A 25,380-nucleotide genomic window follows, 5' to 3' on the forward strand; every position below is an offset into this window, starting at 1 on the left:
ACTGAATTGCTATTGAGCCAAAAAATCTTGAGCGAATCGCTGCAAAACGCCACCAGCTTGATAGACAGACACTTCATCCGCGGTATCCAGTCGACAAGTAACGGCAACATCCAGTTTTTCACCATTCGCACGAGTAACCACTAAGGCTAAGTCAGCACCAGGTTTGATTTCTCCAGCAACATCATAGATTTCGGTTCCATCAAGCCCCAATGTATGGCGATTAACCCCATGCTTGAACTGCAAAGGAAGTACACCCATACCGACCAGATTGGTTCTATGGATGCGCTCGAAGCCCTCAGCGACAATTGCTTCAACACCAGCCAGTCTTACTCCTTTAGCTGCCCAATCTCGTGACGACCCCTGACCATAATCAGCACCAGCAACAACAATCAGTGGCTGCTTACGCTCCATATAGGTTTCGATCGCTTCCCACATTCTCGTGACCTTGCCATCAGGTTCGATTCTGGCTAGAGAGCCCTGAACCGTCTCCCCATGTTCTTGTACCATTTCATTAAACAGTTTCGGGTTGGCGAACGTCGCCCTTTGAGCCGTCAAGTGATCGCCCCTGTGAGTCGCGTATGAATTGAAGTCTTCTTCAGGAACCCCCATGCTCGCTAAATATTCTCCTGCAGCACTGGACGCTAGTATCGCATTGGATGGCGACAAATGGTCTGTAGTGATGTTATCTCCCAAGACCGCCAACGGACGCATCCCTGATAAAGTGCGTTCACCGGCTAATGCTCCTTCCCAATATGGAGGACGACGAATATAGGTGCTCATTGGACGCCAGTCATAAAGAGGACTGCTGCTTTTTTCCGTCTCGTCCATTTTGAACATTTGGATGTAGATCTGCTTAAACTGCTCAGGTTTAACATGCTGACCAACTACCGCATCGATTTCTTCATCGCTCGGCCACAGGTCATTAAGATAGATCGGATTTCCACTGGCATCTTTGCCCAATGAATCACGCTCAATGTCAAAGCGAATTGTGCCTGCTAAGGCATAAGCTACAACGAGAGGTGGCGAGGCAAGGAAAGCCTGTTTAGCGTAAGGGTGTATGCGACCGTCAAAGTTTCGATTCCCCGACAACACGGCCGTTGCGTAAAGGTCTCGGTCAATGATTTCTTGCTGAATCTTCGGATCAAGGGCACCACTCATACCGTTACATGTGGTGCAAGCATAAGCAACGATACCAAAACCTAACTTTTCTAGTTCCGGAAGCAAGCCTGCTTCTTCAAGGTAAAGGCGCGCAACTTTCGACCCAGGTGCAAATGAAGACTTCACCCACGGCTTACGCACTAGCCCTAGTTCATTGGCTTTTTTCGCGACAAGACCCGCTGCGACCACGTTGCGTGGGTTACTCGTATTCGTACACGACGTAATTGCCGCAATAATTACAGCGCCATCAGGTAATTCACCCTCTTTTTCTTGCCAATCCCCCGACACCCCTCTTGCCGCAAGCTCTGATGTAGGCAAACGTCGATGAGGGTTAGATGGACCAGCCATGTTTCGAGTGACACTAGATAAATCAAATTCGAGTACGCGCTCATAGTGAGCAGAGGTTAAATCATCGGCCCACAAGCCCGTTTGCTTGGCGTACGTTTCAACCAGTTCGACTTGTTGCTCATCTCTACCAGTTAATTTCAGATAATTGATGGTCTGCTCATCAATATAAAACATGCCAGCAGTAGCGCCGTACTCCGGAGTCATATTAGAGATAGTCGCGCGATCACCAATGGTGAGAGCATTTGCCCCTTCTCCAAAAAACTCTAGGTAAGATGAAACCACGCGTTCGTTACGCAAAAACTCGGTAATTGCTAAGACAATATCCGTTGCGGTAATACCCGGCTGACGTTTACCCGTTAAATTAACCCCTACGATGTCGGGTAAGCGCATCATGGAAGGACGCCCTAGCATGACCGTTTCCGCTTCCAATCCCCCGACACCAATCGCGATAACACCTAGCGCATCAACATGTGGCGTATGGCTGTCAGTACCGACACAGGTATCTGGATAAGCGATTCCTTGTTTTGCTTGTACAACAGGAGACATTTTCTCTAAGTTGATTTGGTGCATGATGCCATTACCCGCAGGGATAACACTGACATTTTCAAATGCCGTTTTACACCATTCAATAAAATGGAACCTGTCTTCATTTCGCCTTTCTTCTATCGCACGATTTTTGGCAAAGGCATCAGGCTCGGCCCCACCGTGTTCAACCGCTAGCGAGTGATCGACGATCAACTGAGTTTCAACCACAGGGTTAACTTTCGCAGGATCGCCACCTTGTTCGGCGATAGCGTCACGTAGGCCTGCCAAATCCACTAATGCGGTTTGGCCAAGGATGTCATGGCAAACAACTCGTGCTGGGTACCATGGAAAATCTAGGTCGCGTTTACGTTCGATTAGCTGCTTCAAACTATCCGTAAGCATCGACGGTTCACATCGACGAACGAGTTGTTCCGCAAGTACGCGAGAAGTGTATGGTAAGCCTTCGTAGGCATCAGGGGCGATTGCGTTAACGGCTTCTCGGGCATCAAAATAATCTAGATGTGTTCCCGGAAGCGGTTTTCTGTATTGTGTATTTATAGTCATGAGATGCTTCCAATGCAGGGTGATAACTGGCCTCGCCCAATGTGATGTAGGTAAGGCCAGAAACGCTTAACGTTGTTCTATTGGTACCCAATCTTGATGATCAGGCCCGGTATAGTCCGCACTTGGACGAATGATACGGTTGTTCGCGCGCTGCTCGTAAACGTGAGCGGCCCAACCCGTTAATCGACTCATTACGAAAATCGGCGTAAACAATTTGGTTGGAATATCCATGAAATGGTAAGCCGATGCGTGGAAGAAATCGGCGTTGCAGAACAGACCTTTTTCGCGTTTCATGACTGATTCAACGCGCTCTGATACCGCGTACAGGTGTGTATCGCCAACAGCCACAGACAACTCTTTAGACCAACGTTTAATCAGCGCATTTCGTGGATCACTTTCCCGATAAATCGCGTGACCAAAGCCCATGATTTTGTCTTTGTTTGCTAGCATCTGCATTATGTTCGCTTCCGCTTCATCAGGCGTCATCCAGCTCTCAATCATTTCCATTGCCGCTTCGTTCGCACCGCCGTGAAGAGGTCCTCGCAGCGTACCAATGGCGCCTGTGATACACGAATGTAAGTCGGATAGCGTCGAAGCACAGACACGTGCAGCAAACGTAGAGGCGTTAAACTCATGCTCAGCATAGAGGATCAATGAGCAATGCATGACTTGCTTGTGCAGGTTGCTCGGTGCTTTATCGGTCAGCATCTTCAAGAAGTAGCCACCGATGCAGTCTTCGGTTTGATCGGCCGTGTCGATACGAACACCATCATGGCTAAAACGGTACCAGTAACAAATAATGGCTGGGAACAGCGCTAGCATGCGCTCAGTCGCATCCAGCTGTTGGCTAAAATCTTGCTCTTGTTCGAGGTTACCAAGCACCGAACACCCTGTGCGCATTACGTCCATTGGATGGGCAGAAGATGGGAGTAGTTCGAGTGCTTGCTTAAGCTCTTCCGGTAAACCGCGAAGGCCAACCAAGCGAGTTTTGTATTCATCCAATTCTTGTTGACTTGGAAGGTGACCGCGTAACAATAGATGAGCGACTTCCTCAAACTGAGCGTTGTTGGCCAGATCCGTAATATCGTAGCCACGATAAGTTAACCCCGTTCCTGTTTTACCGACAGTACATAAAGCTGTGCTTCCAGCGCTTTGGCCACGTAGACCTGCTCCACCTAGTTCATTAGGCATGATAGAACTCCTTTTCAATCTGACATTGCTCTCTTAGCTGGAGCGTTTATCCGTCAGATGTTTCACGTTATTGGATTTGGTTAATGTAGTTTCTTGGGCTTCCGTTTGATTTCCGACTAGTTGTTATCTGAAAAAAGTTGGTCCAACTTGTCTTCATAATCGTGATAATTTAAGTGCTGATACAACTCCTTACGAGTTTGCATCGAGTCAATCAACGCTTCTTGATTTCCAACTTCTAACAGATGTTTGTAAACCATTTCAGCGGCTTTGTTCATCGCTCTAAAGGCACTTAAGGGGTACAGAACCATATCGACATTCGCTTTGGCTAACTGCTCACCGCCGTATAGAGGTGTCTGGCCGAATTCAGTAATGTTCGCCAAGATCGGGACATGCTTTCCTGTTGCTTGAGACAAGGCTGTCGAGAACTGCTCGTACTGCTCTAGCTCATTCATTGCTTCAGGGAAGATCATATCAGCGCCAGCTTCAACACAAGCGATCGCTCGCTCAATGGCACTGTCCATGCCTTCGACCGCAAGTGCATCGGTACGAGCCATAATCACAAAACTTTCGTCATTACGGGCATCTACTGCCGCTTTTACTCGGTCAACCATTTCCTGTTGACTAACAATCGCTTTGTTTGGACGATGACCACAACGTTTCTGGGCAACTTGGTCTTCCATGTGAACCGCGGCAGCTCCCGCTTTTTCCATTGCTTTAATAGTGCGAGCAATATTGAACGCGCCACCGAATCCGGTATCAATATCGACAAGTAACGGAAGGTCACACGCATTCGTGATACGGTCTACATCCACCAATACATCGTTTAACGTCGTGATGCCCAAATCAGGTAGGCCATAAGACGCATTGGCAATCCCGCCACCTGATAGGTAGATGGCTTGATGACCTAAGTTTTTTGCCATCATGGCGCAATATGGGTTAATCGTTCCGACAATTTGCAGTGGGTCGTTTTGCTCTACAGCGAGTCTAAACTTCGCTCCCGGAGATAAGCTCATGCGGTTATCCTCTAGTCCATTAGTATCTGTTGTTCAATCAGTTTGCGACTACCAGAAATATGGCGACGCATTAACATTTCAGCTAACTCTTCATCTCGATTTCGAATCGCTTGAAGAATAAATTTATGTTCATTTAACGCTTCAACAGGACGCGACTGCGCTCGCGGCGATTGATAGCGATACATGCGCAATAAGTGGTACAACTCATTACATAGCAAACCAATCAGCTTGCTGTTACGGCTGGCTTTAATAATCCGATAATGAAAATCGAAATCACCATGTTGATGGAAATATGAAGAACCCTCGACTTGTTCGATGTGACGAGAATGTGTCGACAATAACGTTTCGAGACTCAGCAATTCTTCTTGGGTGATATATCTAGCCGCTAATCGTGCAGCCATTCCCTCTAGCGCCTCTCTCACGGCATAGAGTTCGACAAGTTTCTCTGGCTCTAGACTAATTACTCGGGCTCCAACATGAGGAATACGCTCAATAAGACCAAGCCCTTCTAAACGCATAATCGCTTCACGCAATGGGCCTCGACTTACTTGATAACGCTTGGCTAACTCTGGCTCCGATATTTTGCTGCCAGGCTCAATTTCGCCAGAGACAATCGACTCCACCAGCGACTCAGTTAGGCTCTCTGATTTGGTGTTTTCTTTATCAGAGCTGAGTGATTTGTTGGCTACTGCTTTAAGTTCTACATTCATACGTCTCTAACCCAACACGAAGTAAAAGTGTCAACAATTTCTTAACTTGTTTATAAAATAGACCATCACATTGTCGACAATCAAGCAGATTGTCGACAATTTAGACTAAGGTAGTAGTCGATAAAATACTCAGATAAAGAAGAGCACTTTTAACCCGACAATTTGGGGATATGTGTAATGACGCATTCAATAAAACAACTTATGATGCGTTTATCTTTGGAGAAAAATATTCAATCTATGTTGTCTGCTGTTTTTAAAACTGCGCTTGCCGCGACGCTCGCTACACCTATGTTGTTTGGGTGCTCTCTTTTAGCTGAACCTCAAAGAGAACCGCACTACCCGCTGCTGCGTGACTCTATATATTCAGATGAAGAGATCCCCGTCATAGAGAGTGACAATGTGCTTAAGACGGCGATTAAAGAAAATAGGTTTGCACCAGTCATTGAGAATGAGGCGATCAATAACAACGCCGCTAAAGTGTTCGCTGAAGTATTGCAAAGCAGATCACTGGCAATACAAGATCTGCAAGGGGAAGAGTTTCACCGCGGATTAGAAATGTTGATAAAGCAGTTCACATGCGAATTATACGCTAGCAAGCAACCGAAAGACTCTGTCCAACTATGCCCGCTGTCAAACACGATTGTCGACAATAACCTTAATTACCTACCGTTTGAATATGGACGTCGCACCAGCGAGAGGCTTACCGTTACCACAACGAATGCTAGCCAAACGCTAGAGCTCGAGTTCTTCCTCAAAAGCAGTAATGAGCGCTCTCTCGAAAGTCTGTGGGGAGCAGTCCATGAACTGGGAACGTTTAATGGCAGTACCCTTGATGAAGCTAATTTAGTCCTAACAGTCAATTTGCAAGCGTATAAAAAGCCAGCTGACAATCAACAATGGCATTCGCTGCATTCTGAGCCCTTAATTTTCTTCGTTGTATTGCCATCAGTTGAACACCTCACAGCACGACCTAACGAAGTAGAAAGTATGCGCTTTGCCTACCGAAGCGCTAAGTTGTTGCTCGTCGATAGTCGTTAATTTAAGCCAGACACCTCTTTATGCAAAGGAGCACAGTGCTCCTTTGGTTTGTCTTTTCCCTCTTTAACTCTGTTGTTCGAATTTGTCACCTTTTTCGCCAATATCCGTCATTTTTTCTCCACCCAATACTCAACACTTATAAATAGTCGTAAATTCGATTTATTTACGAATGATTTGCTGCTACTTTTTAATGAATCATTAACACGCATCACAAATCATTGTTTCGAATAGAGTTAATCGAAGCGACGTTGTCAGTATTAAAGGATGTGATATGGCTGATAAATACTCAGCATCTGCCAGTATGATGTCTGCTGTCGATTACAAGAATCAGACACATCAAGTAAGCCAATTTTCAGTTAGTCAGGCTTTATCGCACCCTTTTGAGGTGCACGCCACCGTCATTGCAAGCGGATTTGAAGCTTCGGATCAGCTCGGCCAGTTGCTAACCGTCAACCGCTACTCGAACAATTCCGGAACAGCCAAACTGTCGCGTAGCTACAACGGTATTGTCACCCGCGTTGAAAACTTAGGTATGGACAGCAACCTGCAATTCGCTCTCTACCGAGTGACGTTAAAACCTTGGTTGGAATTGTTGAAATACAGCCGGGCATTTCGGGTTTACCAAAACCAATCGACGAAAGACATCATTAGCGACATATTTGATAATGCCGGATTTAAAGGCTGCTATAGCGTCTCCAAGATGCCCACGACCAAAAGAGAGTACTGCGTTCAGTATAATGAATCAGATTTCGACTTTGTTAACCGCCTACTTGCAGAAGAAGGGGTGCTCTACTATTTCACTCACACAGAAAAAGGCCATACTTTAATCTTACAAGACGCGCAGTCTCCTTTTGATAAAGCATCGACAGCCAAGTTCGATATGAGTGAAACTCCGTCTGGCTCTTTACCTTTAATCGAGAACTGGTCTCCAGCGTTTTCTTTTCACGGTGCTAGTGTTGAGCTAACCACGTACGACTACAGCCAATCTAAGCTTGTTACCAGCAAAGCACAAAAAAGCGGTAACTCTATCGCCAATAACACTAAGCTCGCCTCCCGACTCTACCCCGAACTGGGTGTCTCAGGAGATATGACCGATCTGGCGAGCAACTTAGCGAAACGACGAGTGGAGCAGTTGGAGCAAGACTACCAAACGACCACATTGACCGCGAAACACGACCTGTTCGAGCTGGGAAGTTGGTTCTCTTTAGCGACTCATTTAGATAAAGCTCAGCTAGGCGACTACTCGGTAATCAGTGTCACGACCCACTACAGCGAAAACGTAGAGTGTCAAACTGATGTCACCGTGATTCCTCAATCTACCTCGTACTACCCTAAACCATTAGGTAAACAAGTTGTCCATGGTCTGCAAAGTGCAACTGTCGCTGGCTCTACAGCTGGTGAGATCAACCAAGATGATCAAGGGCGAGTCAGAATTCAGTTCCACTGGGATACCGAAACCAGCGGCGACAAAACCAGCTGCTATGTTCGAGTCGCCCAGATGCTGGCGGGAAGTGGCTATGGCGCACAATTTATTCCACGTGTTGGTCAAGAAGTGCTGGTGTCATTTATCGATGGCGACCCAGATCAACCCATCATCACGGGAAGTGTCTACAACAGCAAAAACGCGCCTCCTTATAAGGAGAGCAACGCAACAAAGAGCGGCATTAAAACCAAACTCACTGGCGAATCGAATGAACTTTATTTTGATGACAAAAAAGACAACGAGCTCATTTATTTGCACGCGGCGAAAGATATCACTCAAGAAGTTGAAAACAATCACACCGAGACGGTGAAAGGTGAACTCGCTCAAACGGTTACTAAGCAAATTTCAATTACCACAGAAGACAACTACACCCTTGCTGTCAGCAAAGATCTCAAACAAACGGCAAAAACCATCACGTTAGAAGCAGACAGCTCAATCGATTTAAAAGTGGGATCGAGCAAAATTTCTATTTCGTCATCGAGCATTTCTATTGAAGCGAGCAATATCGATATTAAAGCAAGTAGCGCACTCAACTTACAAGGTACCAATGTCACGAGCAAAGCGACATCAGCAAATAAAGTGAGTGGAACAACAACGGCACTTGAAGCAACAAGCTCAAATTCAATTAAAGGTCTAAGTGTTGCGATTAAGGCAGATACTACCTTGTCTGCCGAAGGCTCTCTTAGCGCTGAGTTTAAATCAGGGCTCAAAGGTACCTTCGATGGCGGCGTAATGGGTGAACTAAAAGGCGCGATTGTTAAGGTCAATTAATTATGTACAAAAAGATTCCATATCAATCCAGTGGACAAATTCTCCCGAGATTCAAAGCCTCTGAAGAAGCAGCAGCAATCATCGACCCCGAATCCAGCGTTGATGCCGCTATCTCGCAGCTTAGGGAAAACGGCCTGAACAATGATTTATGCCAATTTCTCGCCCACGCTCTACCAGTTCGAGAGGCAATTTGGTGGGCGTCACTCGTGCTTCAAAAACGCAACGATGTTTGGAGCCCAATGCAGCAACAGTGTATTCAAACTGCCCAGCATTGGGTTAAGTCCCCTTCTGAGGATATGCGTCGTAAGGCGGAGTTGTTGTCGAATCGACTGGAGCTCAACTGTGGGCCTTCGTGGCTAGCACAAGCCATCTTCTGGAATGGCTCGGGTAGCATAGTTTCACCCGAACTGCCGGTTGTTCTACCAGACCCATTCCTCTATTCAAAAGCCGTCGCAGGAGCACTCAACCACTCCGCTGCCCTACCTCATTGGGATCAGTCTGACGAATATTATGATTATGCATTTAACGTGGCATTAGATATTGCCAACGGCGGTAATGGAGGATAGTCAATGACGTTACCAGCAGCAAGACTCACAGACATGCATGTCTGCCCGATGCAGACACCCGCCGTTCCGCCAATCCCACATGTTGGAGGGCCGATCAGTGGACCAGGAATGCCAACGGTTTTGATTGGTAATATGCCTGCGGCAACCATGGGAGATATGTGCGTCTGTGTTGGACCGCCAGACTCGATAATTAAAGGTAGTGCAACTGTATTAATAGGTAACAAACCTGCTGCAAGAATGGGCGATACTACGGCTCATGGAGGCACGATTGTATTGGGTATGCCGACGGTATTGATTGGTGGCTAAACCCTAGCTTAAACAGGGGTTTAATAAAATTTAACCGTCCTCCGTCCAATTTTCTAGATACAGATCACCTTTTTACCTAAATAATAAAAATGTACGAGCCTTTTCATAAAATAGTCCTAGACTAGATTTTGTAAGCACATCCTTATAAAAATATAAAAAATACATCAAATTACATAATTAATATTTATAGGAAACACGTGGAACCCAAATGGTAGATATCGATAGTTTATTGGCTCCCATTTCTGATGAAAATCCTACCGGTGAATACTTAAAGCTGGATCGTTCAGCTTATCGTGCTCTCAGAAATAGTTACAACACAGCGCAATCTTCGTTTAGGCAGCTAGTAGAAACGCCAGACGCATCGAGTGATGAAGCGCTGCTGGATGCTAACTCGGAAAACTGGGCTCAGTTGCGAGATGCAACCTTTTCAGCATTGACCACGGCGACCAAAGACATTGAACTGCTAGGCTGGTTTATCACCAGCCAATTGTTCACGACCAACCCATATGGCAATCTTGCAAAATCAACGAAAGTACTAGCGCAAACTGCAGAAATATTCTGGGATACACTGCACCCAACACTGCCAGAGAAAAAAATCAAAAGCAGCGATGAGGCAGGTAAAACCAAAGAACTGATAGAGTTTCGCATTAAGCCACTGCTTCAACTGGTTGGCGAAAGCCAAGATTCAACTGCGCTTTATATGCCACTTCAACTGGTCAGCTTGATTGATGATATAAGCTTCTCCGATTACCTCCGTGCTGAGCGCAGCGGTGAACTTAACCAGTTAAAAGAAAAAGCGCAGAGTCTGTTTTCTGGCGACGTCGAGGAGACTCTCAGTCACCTTGCTGAAACCTATCGCAATTTTAGCCAAGCAGAGACGATAATCGCACAGCATTGCCAAAGCCATGCTGTCACCGCCATCAGCTTTAAGTTTGTCAAAGCCAACATCGCTGACCTTATTAATGCCATCAAATACCTTGTTGGTGACAAATTTGCGCTTTGGCCACTCGACGACAATTACGCCCTGCGCGAGCCGGAAACTCAATCAGCCTCGCCACAGCCGAGCATCGCGGCTGCCATCGACACGGCCCCGCAAGTTTCTGAACCAGTACAACCAGCGCCAGTGGTAGCGTCATCGCCAACTGAACCAGTAGCACAAACTTCCGTTACAGAAGTTCAACCTGCGGTAACGCAAACTATGTTAGCCGCTCCGGCTGGTCAAATCGCGACACGCGATCAAGCATTTCATGAGTTACGCAAAATTTCCGAATACTTTAAGCAGACCGAACCACATAGCCCAATTTCGTTCCTGTTAGAAAGAGCGATACGTTGGGGTTATATGAGTCTGCCAGAACTGATGCAAGAGATGACCGGCAACAATAGCGGCGTCATGCAACATATCAACCAGCTCACAGGTATGGATCAGTTAGAACAACAAGATCTGAGCGGTAAACCGTACGTGGAGCCCCAAATTACTACCCCTGCGCCTGAAATCTCGATTTCAGACGCGATCCCGAACACGGTCCCTTCTAATTCAATCAATGAGCAGGAAGTTACCGAAACTCAACAACCAACCCAATCTGAAGCGGAAACCAGCTCTACGTCTGGCAGCGTTACAGACTTTGAGTGGTAAGCAATTGCTAATTGGCAAAGGAGAATAAAATGGCTTCTATCTTTATGAGAATCGACGGCACTAAACCGAAAGGCGCAGCGACTGTTGAAAAAATTGGTGGCAAAGACGGTTTCTTCGCTATCGACACTATCACGTGGAATGCTGTACGTGGCGTTGGTATTGACGTTGGTAATGCTAACAACGCAGACCAAGGTATGGTTGCTCTAGGCGAAGTGAACGTAACTCGTGGTTGTGATGGTGCGACGCCATATCTAACAACTTTCCTTTACGCTCCTGGCGGTGAAGGTAAAACAATTGAAATCGTGATGACTAAGCCAAACCGTGAAGGTTCTGGTGCTGATCCATACCTAATCCTAACGCTAAAAGCTGCTCGTATGTCTAGCTACAACATGGCGGCATCAGACGGTAGCCTACCAAACGAATCTTTCAGCCTAACTTACACTGAAATTTCGAAGGCATACTACATTGAAGGCGAAGGCGGCAAGATCGAGAAAGGTCCAGAAGTTGGCTTCGATGCAACGGCTGCTAAAGTAACCTCTACGGCATCGTAATTAAATAAGGAGATCCACTGTGGCACTTAATTCCCAACACAAACGCGTAAGTAAAAACCGCGTAAGCATCACTTACGATGTGGAAACTAATGGCGCTGTAGAAACCAAAGAACTCCCGTTTGTCGTTGGGGTTATTGGTGACTACTCTGGTCATAAACAAGACAAAGAGGATATCGAAGATCGTACCTTCTATAACGTAGATAAAGATAACTTCGATACCGTTATGAAACGTGTCGGCCCTGAGCTTAGCCTTAAGGTTGACAACGTTTTGGCTGACGACGACAGTCAGTTTGAAGCGAACCTAACCTTTAACTCAATGAAAGACTTCGAACCAGAAGCCATCGTTGAGCAAGTAGAACCACTTAAAAAGTTAGTTGAAACTCGTAACCAACTTAAAGTGTTGCTATCTAAAGCCGACCGCTCTCGCGATCTAGAGAAGTTGCTGAAAGAAGTTCTTCAAAGTGCGGACACCATTAACGCACTGTCTGATGAACTGGGTATCAAGAAAGAAGGAGCTGAATAATGAGCACAGAAGCTGAAAATCAAACACAAGCAGGTGCAGAAGCTGCGGAAGGTGCCCTCAGTTTTCTAGATAGAGCGATTGAAGCAACAACGCAAACTCCAGCAGACACAACCAAAGAGCTATTCTCTGTGCTAGCTGAACAAGCGCTGTCGGGTACAGTGACTTGGGATAAGAACTTAACCAAAACGATCGAAAACGCGATTTCAGCCATTGATCAGAAACTGTCGCAGCAACTTTCTCAAGTGATGCAGCAAGATGATTTCCAAAAGCTTGAAGGCTCATGGCGTGGTCTGCAAAAGCTTGTTAAAGAAAGTGAGCTTGGCCGCGATCTTAAAATTAAGATGGTCGACTTCACTCAAGAAGAGCTACTAGAGCAATTTGAAGACGCGCCTGCTATCGACCGTAGCCCACTTTTCAATGCGGTATATCAAGGTGAGTTTGGTACAGCTGGTGGTGAACCATACGGTGCCTTCATTGGCGACTACGAGTTCAGCGCTCAAGACGAAGATGTTGCCCTCCTTCGTTACATGGGTGAAGTGGCCGCAGCGTGTCACTCTCCATTTATTGCCGCAGCCAACGCACAAATGTTTGAATTCAACGATTTCACAACGTTTGACGAAGGCAAACCTGTAGCAGCAGGCTTCGACTCACCCGCTTACGCCGCTTGGAACTCGTTCCGTGAAAGTGATGATGCGCGTTATGTAACACTGACACTTCCTCGCACGCTGGCTCGCCTACCATATGGAGCTAAAGGTCTTGGTACTAACTTGTTTGAGTACGAAGAACTAGGTACTGACATGGATGGTAACCCTAAACCAGCGAACAACGATGAGCTAGTTTGGTCTAACGCAGCCTACGATCTTGGTTTGAAAATGACGCAAGCTTACACTGCTTCTGGCTGGTGTACGTCAATTCGCGGCCTAGATAACGGCGGTAAAGTAGAGAATCTGCCAAACCTAACTTACAAAACCGAAGCAGGTGACTTGGTTCAGCAATGTCCAACCGAAGTGAACCTGACGGATGAGCGTGAGAAAGAGCTTAGCGACCTTGGTTTCTTACCACTGGTTCACTACAAAAACTCAAACTACGGCGTATTCATTGGCGGTCAAACGACTCAGCAGCCAAAAACATACACAGACCCTGATGCGACAGCGAATGCTGCAATTTCTGCACGTTTGCCATACATCATGGCGAGTAGCCGTATCGCCCACTACCTGAAAGTAATGGGTCGTGACAAACTAGGTTCTAACTTGGAAGCTCCTGATATCCAGCGTGAACTGCAACTTTGGATCGATCAGTACACCAATGCAGGTGCAATTGGTAACGAGCAACGAGCAAAAACTCCGCTAGCGGAATCTCGTATTGAGGTTGTTGAACAGCCGGGCCGCCCAGGCTCTTACTCAGCGGTTGCCCACCTAAGACCTTGGCTACAACTTGAAGAGCTGACGACCTCAGTTCGAATGGTTGCGAAGATTCCAGGCTAATCCCTTAAGGCCGGACTTGTCCGGCCTTCTTTTCCTCCACACCATTCTAAGGACATCATGCAGTATAACTTCAACGCAGAATGGCAATTGGCATTCAATCAACTAGACGGTACAGAAAGCGACTTTTTGTTAGAGTCGCTCTCTATGCTGTCTGAGCTTTGCCCAGAGTGCCTTGATAGCCGCCACAGTTTAACTAATACCGTGATGCGTTTAATCAGTTATTTGGACGAAACGATTTCCAAACAGATGGACGAAATCCTTCATCATGAAGAATTCGAACAACTCCACGGAAGTTGGATTGGTCTACAAGGCTTAGCCACGTTACCCGTTAACAAACAACGTACCCAATTAAAGCTTCTCAATATGAGTTGGGAAGAAGTGTCTTCTGATTTGAACCAAGCTTACACCATCAAGGGCAGTGAACTTTTTAACAAGGTAGGCAACAAAGAACTCAACACGCTTGGCGGCCACCCTTTTGGCTGTATCTTGTATACCCACAAGATAGCGCTAGATATGGACTTTGACTCAGACTACGACGATCTGTTTACCCTTGAGTTATTGGGTCAGCTGGGTGAACAAACCTTGTGTCCAATGCTGCTTTCACCTAACCAGCACTTCTTTGTCAATCCAGAAGCAGACTGGTTGTCAGACGTCAATCGAATTGAAAAGATCCTTGCAGGTCAAGACTATCAGCCCTGGCAATCACTGCGTAAAAAGCCTTCATCTCGATTTGTCGGTCTCGTTATGCCCTCCATTCGTATGCGCAATCGCTACAGTAATGCCAAGTTTGGATTTATCTACAATGAATCTGGGCAGGGTCTATGGGGCAACGCCGTCTTCTCCTTTGCTGCGACGATTATGCGCGAGCATCATAGAGTAAATTGGTTTGGATTTTTGAAATCGCGCTGGAATGATCGTTCGCAAGGCGCTGTTGTAAATATTGACCAACATAGCAGCCTATTTTTAGACAAGCCGCAAACCGATGTCGTGTTGTTTGGCCAAATATCATCGTTCTACGCTCAGTCTGGATTTATTCCTCTATCAAAGAGCGCTCTGAGTGATAAGTTTTACTTTAATGGTAACAACTCTATTTGGCACGGTGGTCATTCAGACAACGAAAAGGTATTAACGCAAATACAGACAAGCCTGATGTCATGCCGAATCGCGCATTACTTGAAGGTGCAAGTTAGGGAAATGATTGGTAGCTTCAATACTGCAGCGGAATGTGAGCTGTTTTTAAGTCGCTGGATTGAAAAGTTCTCCAGTAACGTGTCCTTTGCGAATGAAGAAACCTTATCTAAATACCCATTGAGTTTCGCTAAGATCAGCGTTTCCGAATCAAGCCACCAGCCTGGTAGTTTCAGCTGCACGCTCAGAATGGTACCTCAATACCAATACGATCATTTCACTGGCGAGGTAGTATTGACGACCGAACTCGATGAGGTGGCCTAATGAGTTTCTGGCGAACATTCATCCAACGTCATGACGATAACAGCAACAATGCTGAAATTGACGATATTAAATACCACCTAACGAAACTTCTCGAGTCAGAAGCCTCTCTGACCGAGATTGACGATAGATTTACAGAGCTTCAGCGTTCGAATCTGCGCTTCGGCATTGAGGACGTGCAGCTACTGAGTGCCAGCTTAGACCAAACCCAGCTTTCACTTCGTTTAGAAAGCTATATAAAACATTTTGAGCCAAGGCTTAAAAACGTCATGGTAGAGCTCGCAGAACGCAAAGAAAGTGAAAATTCCATTGCGTTTAACATCATCGCAAAAGCGAACACCTCTCAAGGTGAGAAAGAACTCATTTTTGATTCAAAAATTTCTCTCAATGATCTCAAAGCTCTAATGGCGGAGGATAATTATGACTGATCCGTTAATGAGATATTTCGAGCAAGAGTTGACGCTTGTTCGACGAGCGTTGGGGCAATTCGGCCATCAACATTCAGCTCACGCAGAGAGACTGAACATACACCAAGGTCAAATCGAAGACCCGAGCCTTGCTCGCCTACTTGACGGTGTTGCACTCCTTAATGCAACCGTCGAGAAAAAGCTGTCGGATCAACTACCTGAAGTTGTCGAAGGATTGTTAAACGTCCTATATCCGAGCTACATTCAAACCGTCCCTAGCGTCGCTTACCTTCAATTAGGAGACGATGCCGATCACACCGAGTCAGTCCATGTCCCCAAAGACTCACTGTTTTCAGCTGATGCTCGCGGTACCAACTGCTTGTTTGCCACTGTAGATGATATCCACACGACACCGTTTCGTTTGGTCGATACGCTCGCATCCAGTGCACCATTTAAATTTAACCGACCAGCGGGCACTGAACAAACAACGGCAGTTATTCAACTGACGCTCTCTACCGGCGATTCAGATACGCTGTTTTCTAACCTCGACTGTGAGAACCTTGATTTGTTCGTCCAAGGTTTTGAGAACAACGCTGATTCTCTAGTAGAACTGTTACTTGCCCAAACTCTCGCGATTTCCATCAGTGATGCCCAGTGTGAGCATCACGTCGCTTTAGCACCCGAAAAGTTGAAAAGCCGCATCAGTGACAATGGGTTTCAGTTTTTACCACAAAAAGGCAATCAGTTCTCTGGTTACCAACTGATTAGCGAGTTTTTCTTCTTCAAAGAGAAACGCCAATTCTTTCGCTTAAAAGGGTTCGGTGACGCCATAAAGCACTTTCCGAGCTCAGAGATTGTTCTCAATCTGTTCATGCACAGTTTGCCGACCGAGTTTATTCGACTGTTTGACAACCAAGTCTTCAAGCTGAATGTGATACCCGCAATTAATCTGTTTGAGCAGTCTGGTGAACCTACTAACTACGATCACCGTTGTCTAAGTGTTCCCGTCAATGCGGATGCCCATAGTGATAATCACATTGAAATCGTCGAAGTCAAAGAAGTCTTCGAGATTACCTCAAAGGGCGAGAAACTGTTAACTCCTTTGTTTAAAGAGAGCTATCAAACCTCATCGAATAGTGATCGCTGGCAGTGTAGCCGCGACAGCAGTAGCGAGTTTCGTTTAGCAATAAGCCTAAGCAACCCAAATGAACTCGAATTTAATAAACTCTATGGAACCCGCCTACTCTGCACTAACGGCAAGCAAGCTTGTTCTGTTCAAGGAGCGTTTGAATGCTTGGAGAATATTGATCTGCCGGGAGACTTCTCGCCAATCTATCCTCCTTCGGCGCCAATTCATAGGGAGCAAGACCCTCATCTTCATTGGCAGTTCGTTGGCTTATTGAACGCGAATTTTGTTTCCCTTCTACATTCGGAAGACCCAGCAGAAGCATTGAAGCAGATGCTGCGACTATGTAGCCGAAGCCAAGTGTCTGCCGATGAAATTCAGATGATTAGACAGGTCCACATTCGTAGCCAAGTCTCAGCGATTCGTATCTTAGGTAAAAATGTGTTTTCGCCGGGTACAGAAATAGAAATTACCTTAGATACGCCTACTGGTTTTCTGGCTTTTAGCGATGTATTGAATCGCTTCTTCCAGCAATTTTGCAGCTTTGACCGCTACATCCAATTGTCTATCCGAGTGTATGGTCGTGACGGATACGTCAAGCGCTACCCTAAAATCCACGGCAGCCAAAGTGCATTCTAAGTGGGTAGTGTCAGTATGAAGTTAATCCAAGATTTAGCCCAAAACACCGATAAATATGACTTTGCTCAGGCGATGAGACTACTCTCGCATTTTATCGCCAATTCAGATGAACGTATTCAATTGGTTTTGAAAGCTGAAGCCATGCCAACGGGAGACGCGAGTGAAATACAGTACTTTTCGCTAAAGAACAGGCGGGCTAAATTACGTTTGGCAAAACAAGCGTTGTCAGGGGTTAAAGGAGTCATTCCATTTTACATCTATGAGGAACTACTCGCCGCTCTTCACGATGACGACCACGCCCTAAAAGACTTTCTTGACGTGTTTAATCAGCGTTACTTTGAGATTATCGCTCAATTAGAGAGTTCACCTTGGTTGCTGGTTCAAGACGAGATTTCACCCGATAAAACGGCTCTCCTCAACCATTTAGCAGCATTAAAAGATGAGCACAGCAAGTATTTCCAATACGCGTTTTTGCTTAGTCAAAGCAGCCGAAACATCGTCAATCTACAGCAAATGCTAAACGACTACTTCCCTTATGCGATAGAAGTCAGCACCAAACCTTATGAGCGTAGAAAGCTTCCGCAAGATTCACTGACACGTTTAGGTACTAAGCCTGATTACAACAGCCGCATTGGGCAAGGTTTCTTGATTGGAAAAACCTGCTTGACCCATTTCAGTCACATCATAGTGGCGGTTAAACCAAATAACGAACAAGAGCTTGCCGATATTCAGCAAGATGATCGTTTGGCGTCTGAGATGCGCGGATTCATTCAGCACTACTTGCGCGATCAAACGCCAGTATCCATCTATCTCAAAGTAAGACGCGCCTATTTAACTCGACCAGTACTGTCTGGCAACAGAATAAGCGCCGCAAGATTGGGGGAAGTCGATTGTTTGGCTCCCGAACGCAAACCACAACAACTGGTCAGTATTCTACTCAAGTAGGACTAGTCGCTTCGATGTATTGATGCTTCGAAATACAAGGAAAACAGTATGACACAAGTCACTCTAACAAATCTGGTTGCCAAGCTGTCACCAGAGTTAAAACAAGCGCTAGAGGTTTCTGCTGGTGCCGCGATGAACCAAGGGGTCGCTTCTATCGAAGTTGAGCACTGGATCCTGCAACTAATCTCGCAGCAAGATGCTCATTTAAATAACCTAATTCGCTCGCAAAAGCTTTCACAAGATAACCTAGTCAAGGAGCTGTCTGGCAAGATCGCCCGCCTACCAAAAGGCAATGAAGGACAGCCAACATTAAGCCATGAGCTAACCGAGCTAATCAAAGATGCTTGGATGTTGGCTTCCGTCAATTATGGTCATGGCGAAATCATCAGTTTGCACTTAATCCACGCTCTGCTACAGCAAAACGTATTGGGTGTATCAACGCTGAAATTAGACAGTTTACAATCGGTTTCCGTGGAATCACTGCAAGGCTTGATTAACAAGGCCGCTGTCGCTCGTAGTCAAACTGCTGCTGCGACAGAATCTGGTGAAGGAGTCCCTCAACCATCAGGTAATGAAGCGTTAAGCAAATACACCATTAACCTGACTCAGCAAGCCATTGATGGCAACATTGACCCAATTTCAGGCCGAAATTCCGAAGTGCGTAAGGCGATTGATATCTTGTGCCGGAAGCGTCAAAACAACCCGATTATGGTTGGTGAACCTGGGGTGGGTAAAACGGCGGTGGTAGAAGGACTTGCCCTTCGAATTGCCGCCAATGAGGTTCCTGGTGCGCTACAAGGCGTACAGATACACTCGCTTGACTTGGGCCTCCTACAGGCAGGAGCAAGCGTTAAAGGCGAGTTTGAAAACCGATTAAAAGACGTCATCAACGAAGTTAAAAACAGTGACGTTCCCATCATAGTGTTTATTGATGAAGCGCACACTCTGATTGGTGCAGGTGGTGCTGCTGGTCAAAACGACGCCGCAAACCTGCTAAAACCAGCGTTAGCTCGTGGCGAATTTAAAACGATTGCGGCGACAACCTGGGCGGAATACAAAAAGTACTTCGAAAAAGATCCTGCGTTAACTCGTCGATTCCAAGTGGTTTCAATCGAAGAGCCAAACGCGGAAGACGCAAAACAGATGCTACGTGGCGTTGCAGCATCGTTGCAAAAACACCACGGCGCGTTTATCGCAGAGTCAGCGATCGATGCTTCCGTCAACCTATCCATTCGCTATTTACCAAGCCGCCAGTTGCCTGACAAAGCCATTAGTTTGCTCGACACAGCAAGCGCAAGAATTGCCCTAACTCAAGGAGCGAAGCCTGAAGTTATTGAATCTCTAGAGCAAACCATTCGTTATCAAAACAATGAAAAAGCCGCGCTAGAGAAAGAACATGCCCTATTTGGTATTGCGGAAGACGAAATCGCGGAGCTTACTCAAGACATTGCGTCCAATGAACAAGAGTTAAGTGATTTAAATGCTCGTTGGAAGCAAGAAGTCGCTCTGGTTGATCAAATTAAACTCCTGCAGCAAGAGATCAGCGATGCTCAACAAGATGGGGAAGCCGACAAAGAAAAGCAGACCCAACTCAACGAGCTCATCGATCAATTACACGAGCTACAAGGCGAACTTCCGCTTGTTAACGCAATGGTCGATGACAACACCATCGCTCAAGTTATCGCGAACTGGACCGGGATTCCTGTCGGCAACATGATGAGTGACGAAATTGCTCGCCTACTCTCTCTTGAAGAAGAGCTAGATAAACGAGTCATCGGCCAGAATGTTGCTAAGCAAGAACTCGCAAAAGCCATTCGTATTTCTCGCGCAGGTTTGACCGATAACCGTAAACCAATTGGTGTATTTCTCATGTGTGGTCCAAGTGGTGTCGGTAAAACGGAAACCGCGATGGCGCTCGCCGAGCAACTGTACGGTGGAAGTAACGATATGACCATCATCAACATGACCGAGTTCAAAGAAGAGCACAAGATCTCAATGCTGCTTGGTTCTCCCGCTGGTTACGTTGGTTTTGGTGAGGGCGGTGTGCTAACCGAGGCTATTCGTCGCAACCCGTATTCAGTATTGCTGTTGGATGAGATGGAAAAGGCTCACCCAGGTGTGCATGATCTGTTCTATCAGATTTTCGATAAAGGCCACATCAAAGACAGTGAAGGCCGTACCGTCGATTTCAAAAACACTATCATCATCATGACGTCTAACGCAGCGGATCAAGCGATTTGTGATGCTTGTGAAAACAGTGAAGAACGCATGAGCAATGAAGAGCTGTTAGAGAGCATCCGCCCTGACTTGCAGCACTACTTCAAACCAGCGTTCTTGGGTCGAACAACCATAGTGCCTTATTACCCACTCAATGATGATGAGCTCGCCAAAATCACAGAGATCTCACTTAACCGAATCAAGAAAAAGCTAGCTGAGCAGTACCAAGCAAGCTTTACTTGGGATCAAGGATTTGTCGAATTTGTCGTCAATAAGAATACCGACCCTACAACCGGTGGCCGAGCGGTTGAACAAATCATCAATCGTTCATTGATGCCAAAACTTGCCGAGGAGTGTATCACTCGATTGAGCCAGCAACAGCCGCTCACTCAGGTATCCGTCGTTGCAGCAAATAACCCTACCGGTTTTGAACTGACCATTGCGTAGGTGAACATGTTAGGAAACAGCAGTATGGCAAGCAACACACGCCAAGAAAGAACATCGTTTTTCTCTTTGAGAGTCAAACTGGTGCTTGCGATCGTCGCGGTGCTGCTGTTTTCTAATGGTTTAAATTCAACGTTAAACTACCTCAACTTTGATAAGCGACTAACCCAAACCAGTGATTCCACTTATCAGGTTGTACTTGATGAAACGGACAGCGATATTCGCCAAGCAATGAGTCTTGGCTTGCCGTTGTCGGCAATTTCAAACATACAATCACTCTTAGATCGTCGCCTTTCACTGGTCAACGGTATAAGCCGTATCCAGGTAGTGAACAATCAAGGCGATGTTCTTTATTCTTCCGGCGAACGTACCTTTACGGATGAGCGGGTAATCAGCGCACCAATTTCAAACACTTTTAACGTCATTGAAGGCGAGTTGCAGCTTTATTACCAAGTCGATTACCTGAATCAAATAAAAGCCTCGTTACTTTCGCAGCAAAGTGTTAACGCCCTTCTTTGGATCCTTGTCGCGTCCTGCATTGGATACTTTGGAATCTATATCGGGCTCGATTTTCTGTTTAAGAAAATTAAGCACACCCATCTTGCATTAAGTAATTCTTTGTCCTCCGATAAAGAACGTATCAGCAACGCCTATCTGCAATTTTTTGATAACCATGGTAAAAACCAGTGGCACAAGTTCAGAGCCAAGTTTTTTCCTCTATTGATCATCGGCCTTGCGATTGTTTTAACGGTGGTTTCCAACCTAGGCAGCTCTTATCAGGCGCTACATCAGTTCTCTTCTATTTATGAAGATCAACTGGAACAGAAGAGCGCTATTATCGGTGATACGCTATCAAGCATGATTCAGCGACTGCTTGAGCAAGGCGTTCCTCTGCACCGTTTAAATGGACTTGAGAACGAGTTTGCCCACTACCTTAATCAGCATCCTGAATTACTGTCTATTGAGTTAGCGAAAGATGGCCAGCCTTTGTACCAGTATCCAACTCAAGATTCGGATGTGATTACTGGTTCAAGCTCCGTCTTGCCTCTGGACGCTAGTCAGGCCGTAGAGCTCACTTTGGTGACAGACACCAATATCATTCCCCAAATGATCGAAGAGAGCATCATGGATATGCTCACTGTATTGATTGCTTCTGGGCTCGTGGTGATTGAAATCATCTTGTTCGTTTGTAACTTCATGATCATTAAGCCGTGGCACCAAATCAAACAAAGTCTGCGTGATGTATACCTTGGCAGCTACACTTGGGTCACTAAGGTGACAAGTAATGACGAGTTAGGACGCATTCTTAAGTCGATCAACGAGCAAGTTAAAAAGAACTCGTCGACAACGCATCCGAAAGAGACGAAACTTCAAGATTACCGTTTTATTCGCCTACCCCTGTTTATGCTGGTATTTGCCGAAGCGGCATCATTAGCCTTCTTCCCCAATTTTGTTGCCAGTTTAGCCAGCGATCAGAGCTGGATTCCTAGCAATCTATTGACCAGTCTGCCCATTTCGCTGTTTATGTTCTGCTGGGCGCTTTCGTTACCTTTTGCTGGCTACTGGTCAGATAAAGTAGGCAGACGAAAGTCTTTAGTTACAGGTGGAGTTATCACCAGCTTAGGTTTAGCCGCGACCGCAGTTTGTAGCAATATAGAGATGTTGTTAGTCGCCCGTGCATTCACTGCGGTCGGTTATGGTATCGTCTTTATCTCCGCTCAGGGCTATATCACAGATACCACCTCAACACACAACCGCACCAAAGGTATGTCAACATTCTTATCTGCCTTCTTCTCTGGCTCACTATGTGGCGCGGCAATTGGCGGGATCTTAGCGGATAAACTTGGCTACAGTGTGACCTTCTTGCTTGCTTCAGTAATGGCGATGTTCAGTGTAGTGTTCGTGATGACCTTTTTCGCCAAAGGAAGCGCTAACGCGCAAAGTACGCCAGTAAAACTGAACGATTTCAAAGTGCTATTAAGCAACAAGTACTTTGCCCTTATTACCTTTTGCAGTGCAATTCCTGCCAAAATCATCCTCACAGGCTTCCTTTACTACCTGTGCCCAGTTTACTTACAGTTCTTGGGCGAAAGCAGCGCTGTGAGCGGCCGAGTAATGATGACCTATGGGTTAGCGATTATTGTCATATCGCCGCTGAGCGCTATGTTGGTCGATAAGTGGAATAGTAAGATCAACTTCATCGTGTTTGGTGGTTTCTTATCGGCATTAGCTCTGCTGAACATCATGATCCTACCAGGAACCGTAGGACTGTTGCTGATCGTTATAATGATTGGCATTGCCCACGGGATCAGCGTCTCTCCACAAATTCCATTAGTGATGGACTTACTTAGCCACGAAGGCTTGGACAAAGGGAAAACCATCGGCATTTTCCGTTTGACTGAGCGTATCGGTAACGTTGCCGGCCCAGTGTTGGCCGGGCTGTGCTTGAGTGTTTTCGGCTTCGAAGCGACTTTCATACTGTTCGGCCTAACCTTGATGGTAAGTTCCATCATATTGATTTGTTTCTATAATCTTTTTACGAAAAGGGATCGCACCAGAATGGAGGCCGTGGAATGAGATACATCTGGATAATCATCACGCTACTTGCTTCTCTATGGGCAGCGGCACCTTTACATGCCTCAGATAGCAAGCAAGTGGTCATGCTTCTTTGGAGAGGAGTGACCGACGCTGAACAAGGCTTTATGGACTACCTGTCGGCCAAAGCAAACGTGAATTTTGTTGTTCTCGATGCGGATCGCGACAAGAACCAACTGGCAAACCACATAGACACTCTTGACGAGTATGAGCCTGATTTAATTTATTCGTTCGGCACGACAGCAACTCTTGCCTTACTTGGAACCGAACAAGAGCCTAGCGAGTTTCGCATCAGGGCTAAAACCCCTGTCGTCTTTAGTATAGTGACCGACCCTGTGGGTTCTAAAATTGTCAGTGATTTAGAAGAAACGCAGCGCAACTTTACCGGAGTTAGCCACATTGTTCCCCATCAGGTTCAATTCAATGCCATTAAAGAGCTGCCTAACATTCGTACCATGGGCGTGATGTTTAACCCATTAGAGAATAACGCGGTCATTACCGCGCGCAAAATACAGTTGCTGTCAGCTAAGTTTGGCATGGATGTCTATCTTTACCCATTTAGAACCAAATCGGGTAAGCCGGACATGAGCTCTTTGCCTAAGGTCATCGATACCATGCTAGAAGATGGTGTTCAGTTAGCTTATCTACCGCCTGACTCCTACATCATCAGTCAAGGTAAAAGTATTGTGGAGCCGCTGCATGAAAATGGCATTGCAACATTCTCGGCGACCGAATCTCCTATTCGCCAACATGATGCACTTTTTGGTATTGTTAGCCGATATTATAATGTTGGTGAATTTGCGGGCCACAAAGCAGAACAAATATTGAATAATAACAAGAGCGCCCAAGAGGTGCCGATAGAGCCTTTAAGCCAATATTCCTATATCGTGAACGTCAAAGCTGCCCGTACTTTGGATTATTATCCACCCGTTTCAATACTCAAAATTTCCGAACTCATTGGAGGAAATGAATGGACAGAATGATGTTAAGAGGGACTTTCTGCCTGATTTCATTTTTTGTGACTTTATTTAGTCACACAGCTAGCGCTCAAGCGATAGCGGGCCCTGCACGTCTGATGCTAACGACACAAAATTGGGCTCCGTATCAAGAAATTAAACACGGCCAAATGCAAGGGTTAGCCTTAGACAAGGTTAAATGTGCGTTGAGTAAGATGTCTCAACCTTATCAAATCACCATGACAGGTTGGTCAGATGCGCAGCTGCGAGTGCACAGTGGCACTCAGCACGGATTCTTCGTTGCCACTCAAACGGACGAGCGCGACGAGTACGCAACCTTATCTACACCGATTGCCCATCAAAAGCTCCTGTGGTACTTCGGACCGGGTGTGGAGCCGCAAATTGATGAATTGTCAAAATTAAACCTAAAGTTCTCTGCTAAATTTGGGTCCAATAAGTGGTTTTGGCTAAAACGCAATGGCTACAATGTAGTCAAACAACCTAGAGATGCTAAAGTATTACTAAAGCTTTTAAAACAAAGGGAAATTGACGTCGCCTTAGAGGATGAATTGGTATTTGATGGTGAGCTTACTGAAGCAGGTTTACCCAATGACTATTTTCAAAGCGAAGTCTTGGAAACCAAGCCTATGGGCGTCTATTTCTCCAAGCGTTTCTTAACTAAGTATTCTGGTTTCTTAGCTGCCTTCAATGCAGCTGTTTCTAATTGTGAGAGGTAAC

The 25,380-nt window shown here is 46.0% G+C and carries 20 protein-coding genes; 16 read left to right on the forward strand and 4 right to left on the reverse strand.

Going from position 1 to position 25,380, the window contains the following annotated elements; all coding sequences use genetic code 11:
- Window positions 1-9: 9 nt before the first annotated feature.
- The 4 genes from acnD to RH45_RS08950 all read right to left on the reverse strand — a co-directional run bounded on the left by acnD (window position 10) and on the right by RH45_RS08950 (window position 5,509).
- The gene (gene acnD, locus RH45_RS08935) at window positions 10-2,595 is read right to left on the reverse strand and encodes a Fe/S-dependent 2-methylisocitrate dehydratase AcnD (protein ID WP_008076299.1); all 2,586 of its coding nucleotides are present in this window, start codon (window positions 2,593-2,595) and stop codon (window positions 10-12) included.
- Between the two features lie 66 nt (window positions 2,596-2,661).
- The gene (gene prpC, locus RH45_RS08940) at window positions 2,662-3,786 is read right to left on the reverse strand and encodes a bifunctional 2-methylcitrate synthase/citrate synthase (protein WP_008076307.1); all 1,125 of its coding nucleotides are present in this window, start codon (window positions 3,784-3,786) and stop codon (window positions 2,662-2,664) included.
- Between the two features lie 116 nt (window positions 3,787-3,902).
- The gene (prpB, locus tag RH45_RS08945) at window positions 3,903-4,799 is read right to left on the reverse strand and encodes a methylisocitrate lyase (protein ID WP_008076308.1); all 897 of its coding nucleotides are present in this window, start codon (window positions 4,797-4,799) and stop codon (window positions 3,903-3,905) included.
- An 11-nt stretch (window positions 4,800-4,810) separates the two neighbouring features.
- A complete protein-coding gene (locus tag RH45_RS08950; RefSeq protein ID WP_008076309.1) occupies window positions 4,811-5,509 on the reverse strand; it encodes a GntR family transcriptional regulator in 699 nt (232 codons plus the stop codon).
- A gap of 177 nt (window positions 5,510-5,686) precedes the next feature.
- On the opposite strand from RH45_RS08950, the gene RH45_RS08955 reads away from it, so the two are divergent.
- The 16 genes from RH45_RS08955 (at window position 5,687) to RH45_RS09030 (ending at window position 25,379) form a co-directional block, all read left to right on the forward strand.
- Entirely contained in the window at window positions 5,687-6,547 is an 861-nt protein-coding gene (locus RH45_RS08955; RefSeq protein WP_008076310.1) for a hypothetical protein, read from the forward strand.
- A 271-nt stretch (window positions 6,548-6,818) separates the two neighbouring features.
- The gene (locus RH45_RS08960) at window positions 6,819-8,801 is read left to right on the forward strand and encodes a type VI secretion system Vgr family protein (protein ID WP_008076311.1); all 1,983 of its coding nucleotides are present in this window, start codon (window positions 6,819-6,821) and stop codon (window positions 8,799-8,801) included.
- Complete coding sequence (locus RH45_RS08965) at window positions 8,801-9,367, forward strand: DUF6931 family protein (RefSeq protein ID WP_039958408.1); 567 nt, start codon at window positions 8,801-8,803, stop codon at window positions 9,365-9,367. The genes RH45_RS08960 and RH45_RS08965 overlap by 1 nt, the downstream gene beginning before the upstream one ends.
- A 3-nt stretch (window positions 9,368-9,370) precedes the next feature.
- Entirely contained in the window at window positions 9,371-9,673 is a 303-nt protein-coding gene (locus RH45_RS08970) for a PAAR domain-containing protein (protein ID WP_008076314.1), read from the forward strand.
- A gap of 208 nt (window positions 9,674-9,881) precedes the next feature.
- Window positions 9,882-11,306, forward strand: a complete 1,425-nt coding sequence (locus RH45_RS08975) for a type VI secretion system protein TssA (protein ID WP_008076316.1) — start codon at window positions 9,882-9,884, stop codon at window positions 11,304-11,306.
- A 29-nt stretch (window positions 11,307-11,335) separates the two neighbouring features.
- Complete coding sequence (locus RH45_RS08980; RefSeq protein WP_008076318.1) at window positions 11,336-11,857, forward strand: type VI secretion system tube protein Hcp; 522 nt, start codon at window positions 11,336-11,338, stop codon at window positions 11,855-11,857.
- A 19-nt stretch (window positions 11,858-11,876) separates the two neighbouring features.
- Window positions 11,877-12,380, forward strand: coding sequence for a type VI secretion system contractile sheath small subunit (gene tssB, locus RH45_RS08985; RefSeq protein ID WP_008076320.1), 504 nt, complete (start codon window positions 11,877-11,879; stop codon window positions 12,378-12,380).
- A complete protein-coding gene (tssC, locus tag RH45_RS08990; protein ID WP_008076321.1) occupies window positions 12,380-13,864 on the forward strand; it encodes a type VI secretion system contractile sheath large subunit in 1,485 nt (494 codons plus the stop codon). The genes tssB and tssC overlap by 1 nt, the downstream gene beginning before the upstream one ends.
- A 57-nt stretch (window positions 13,865-13,921) precedes the next feature.
- The gene (locus tag RH45_RS08995) at window positions 13,922-15,316 is read left to right on the forward strand and encodes a type VI secretion system contractile sheath domain-containing protein (RefSeq protein WP_008076322.1); all 1,395 of its coding nucleotides are present in this window, start codon (window positions 13,922-13,924) and stop codon (window positions 15,314-15,316) included.
- Window positions 15,316-15,741: a type VI secretion system baseplate subunit TssE gene (gene tssE / locus RH45_RS09000; protein ID WP_008076323.1), complete on the forward strand. Its 426-nt coding sequence runs from the start codon at window positions 15,316-15,318 to the stop codon at window positions 15,739-15,741. The genes RH45_RS08995 and tssE overlap by 1 nt, the downstream gene beginning before the upstream one ends.
- Window positions 15,734-17,485: a type VI secretion system baseplate subunit TssF gene (gene tssF, locus RH45_RS09005; RefSeq protein ID WP_008076324.1), complete on the forward strand. Its 1,752-nt coding sequence runs from the start codon at window positions 15,734-15,736 to the stop codon at window positions 17,483-17,485. Before tssE ends, tssF begins: the two co-directional genes overlap by 8 nt.
- Before the next feature lie 15 nt (window positions 17,486-17,500).
- On the forward strand, window positions 17,501-18,430 hold the full coding sequence (locus RH45_RS09010; RefSeq protein WP_008076326.1) for a type VI secretion system baseplate subunit TssG: 930 nt from the start codon (window positions 17,501-17,503) through the stop codon (window positions 18,428-18,430).
- A 48-nt stretch (window positions 18,431-18,478) separates the two neighbouring features.
- Window positions 18,479-21,094 (forward strand): type VI secretion system ATPase TssH, encoded by a 2,616-nt coding sequence (gene tssH / locus RH45_RS09015; RefSeq protein WP_008076327.1) that lies wholly within the window; start codon window positions 18,479-18,481, stop codon window positions 21,092-21,094.
- Between the two features lie 24 nt (window positions 21,095-21,118).
- Window positions 21,119-23,668: an MFS transporter gene (locus RH45_RS09020; RefSeq protein ID WP_008076329.1), complete on the forward strand. Its 2,550-nt coding sequence runs from the start codon at window positions 21,119-21,121 to the stop codon at window positions 23,666-23,668.
- A complete protein-coding gene (locus tag RH45_RS09025) occupies window positions 23,665-24,669 on the forward strand; it encodes an ABC transporter substrate-binding protein (protein ID WP_008076331.1) in 1,005 nt (334 codons plus the stop codon). The genes RH45_RS09020 and RH45_RS09025 overlap by 4 nt, the downstream gene beginning before the upstream one ends.
- Window positions 24,657-25,379 (forward strand): type 2 periplasmic-binding domain-containing protein, encoded by a 723-nt coding sequence (locus RH45_RS09030; RefSeq protein WP_039958412.1) that lies wholly within the window; start codon window positions 24,657-24,659, stop codon window positions 25,377-25,379. Before RH45_RS09025 ends, RH45_RS09030 begins: the two co-directional genes overlap by 13 nt.
- Window position 25,380: the final 1 nt, after the last annotated feature.

The sequence above is a fragment of the Vibrio sinaloensis DSM 21326 genome (assembly GCF_000189275.1).
In the GTDB taxonomy this organism is placed as follows: domain Bacteria; phylum Pseudomonadota; class Gammaproteobacteria; order Enterobacterales; family Vibrionaceae; genus Vibrio; species Vibrio sinaloensis.

Coding starts and splice junctions, on each gene's coding strand:
- RH45_RS08975 (WP_008076316.1), top strand. CDS start 9,882: ATGGTAGATATCGATAGTTTATTGGCTCCCATTTCTGATGAAAATCCT.
- tssE (WP_008076323.1), top strand. CDS start 15,316: ATGAGTTTCTGGCGAACATTCATCCAACGTCATGACGATAACAGCAAC.
- RH45_RS08950 (WP_008076309.1), bottom strand. CDS start 5,509: ATGAATGTAGAACTTAAAGCAGTAGCCAACAAATCACTCAGCTCTGAT.
- RH45_RS08995 (WP_008076322.1), top strand. CDS start 13,922: ATGCAGTATAACTTCAACGCAGAATGGCAATTGGCATTCAATCAACTA.
- tssF (WP_008076324.1), top strand. CDS start 15,734: ATGACTGATCCGTTAATGAGATATTTCGAGCAAGAGTTGACGCTTGTT.
- tssH (WP_008076327.1), top strand. CDS start 18,479: ATGACACAAGTCACTCTAACAAATCTGGTTGCCAAGCTGTCACCAGAG.
- RH45_RS08980 (WP_008076318.1), top strand. CDS start 11,336: ATGGCTTCTATCTTTATGAGAATCGACGGCACTAAACCGAAAGGCGCA.
- RH45_RS09025 (WP_008076331.1), top strand. CDS start 23,665: ATGAGATACATCTGGATAATCATCACGCTACTTGCTTCTCTATGGGCA.
- acnD (WP_008076299.1), bottom strand. CDS start 2,595: ATGACTATAAATACACAATACAGAAAACCGCTTCCGGGAACACATCTA.
- RH45_RS09030 (WP_039958412.1), top strand. CDS start 24,657: ATGGACAGAATGATGTTAAGAGGGACTTTCTGCCTGATTTCATTTTTT.
- RH45_RS08970 (WP_008076314.1), top strand. CDS start 9,371: ATGACGTTACCAGCAGCAAGACTCACAGACATGCATGTCTGCCCGATG.
- RH45_RS09010 (WP_008076326.1), top strand. CDS start 17,501: ATGAAGTTAATCCAAGATTTAGCCCAAAACACCGATAAATATGACTTT.
- tssC (WP_008076321.1), top strand. CDS start 12,380: ATGAGCACAGAAGCTGAAAATCAAACACAAGCAGGTGCAGAAGCTGCG.
- prpB (WP_008076308.1), bottom strand. CDS start 4,799: ATGAGCTTATCTCCGGGAGCGAAGTTTAGACTCGCTGTAGAGCAAAAC.
- prpC (WP_008076307.1), bottom strand. CDS start 3,786: ATGCCTAATGAACTAGGTGGAGCAGGTCTACGTGGCCAAAGCGCTGGA.
- RH45_RS08955 (WP_008076310.1), top strand. CDS start 5,687: ATGACGCATTCAATAAAACAACTTATGATGCGTTTATCTTTGGAGAAA.
- RH45_RS08960 (WP_008076311.1), top strand. CDS start 6,819: ATGGCTGATAAATACTCAGCATCTGCCAGTATGATGTCTGCTGTCGAT.
- RH45_RS09020 (WP_008076329.1), top strand. CDS start 21,119: ATGGCAAGCAACACACGCCAAGAAAGAACATCGTTTTTCTCTTTGAGA.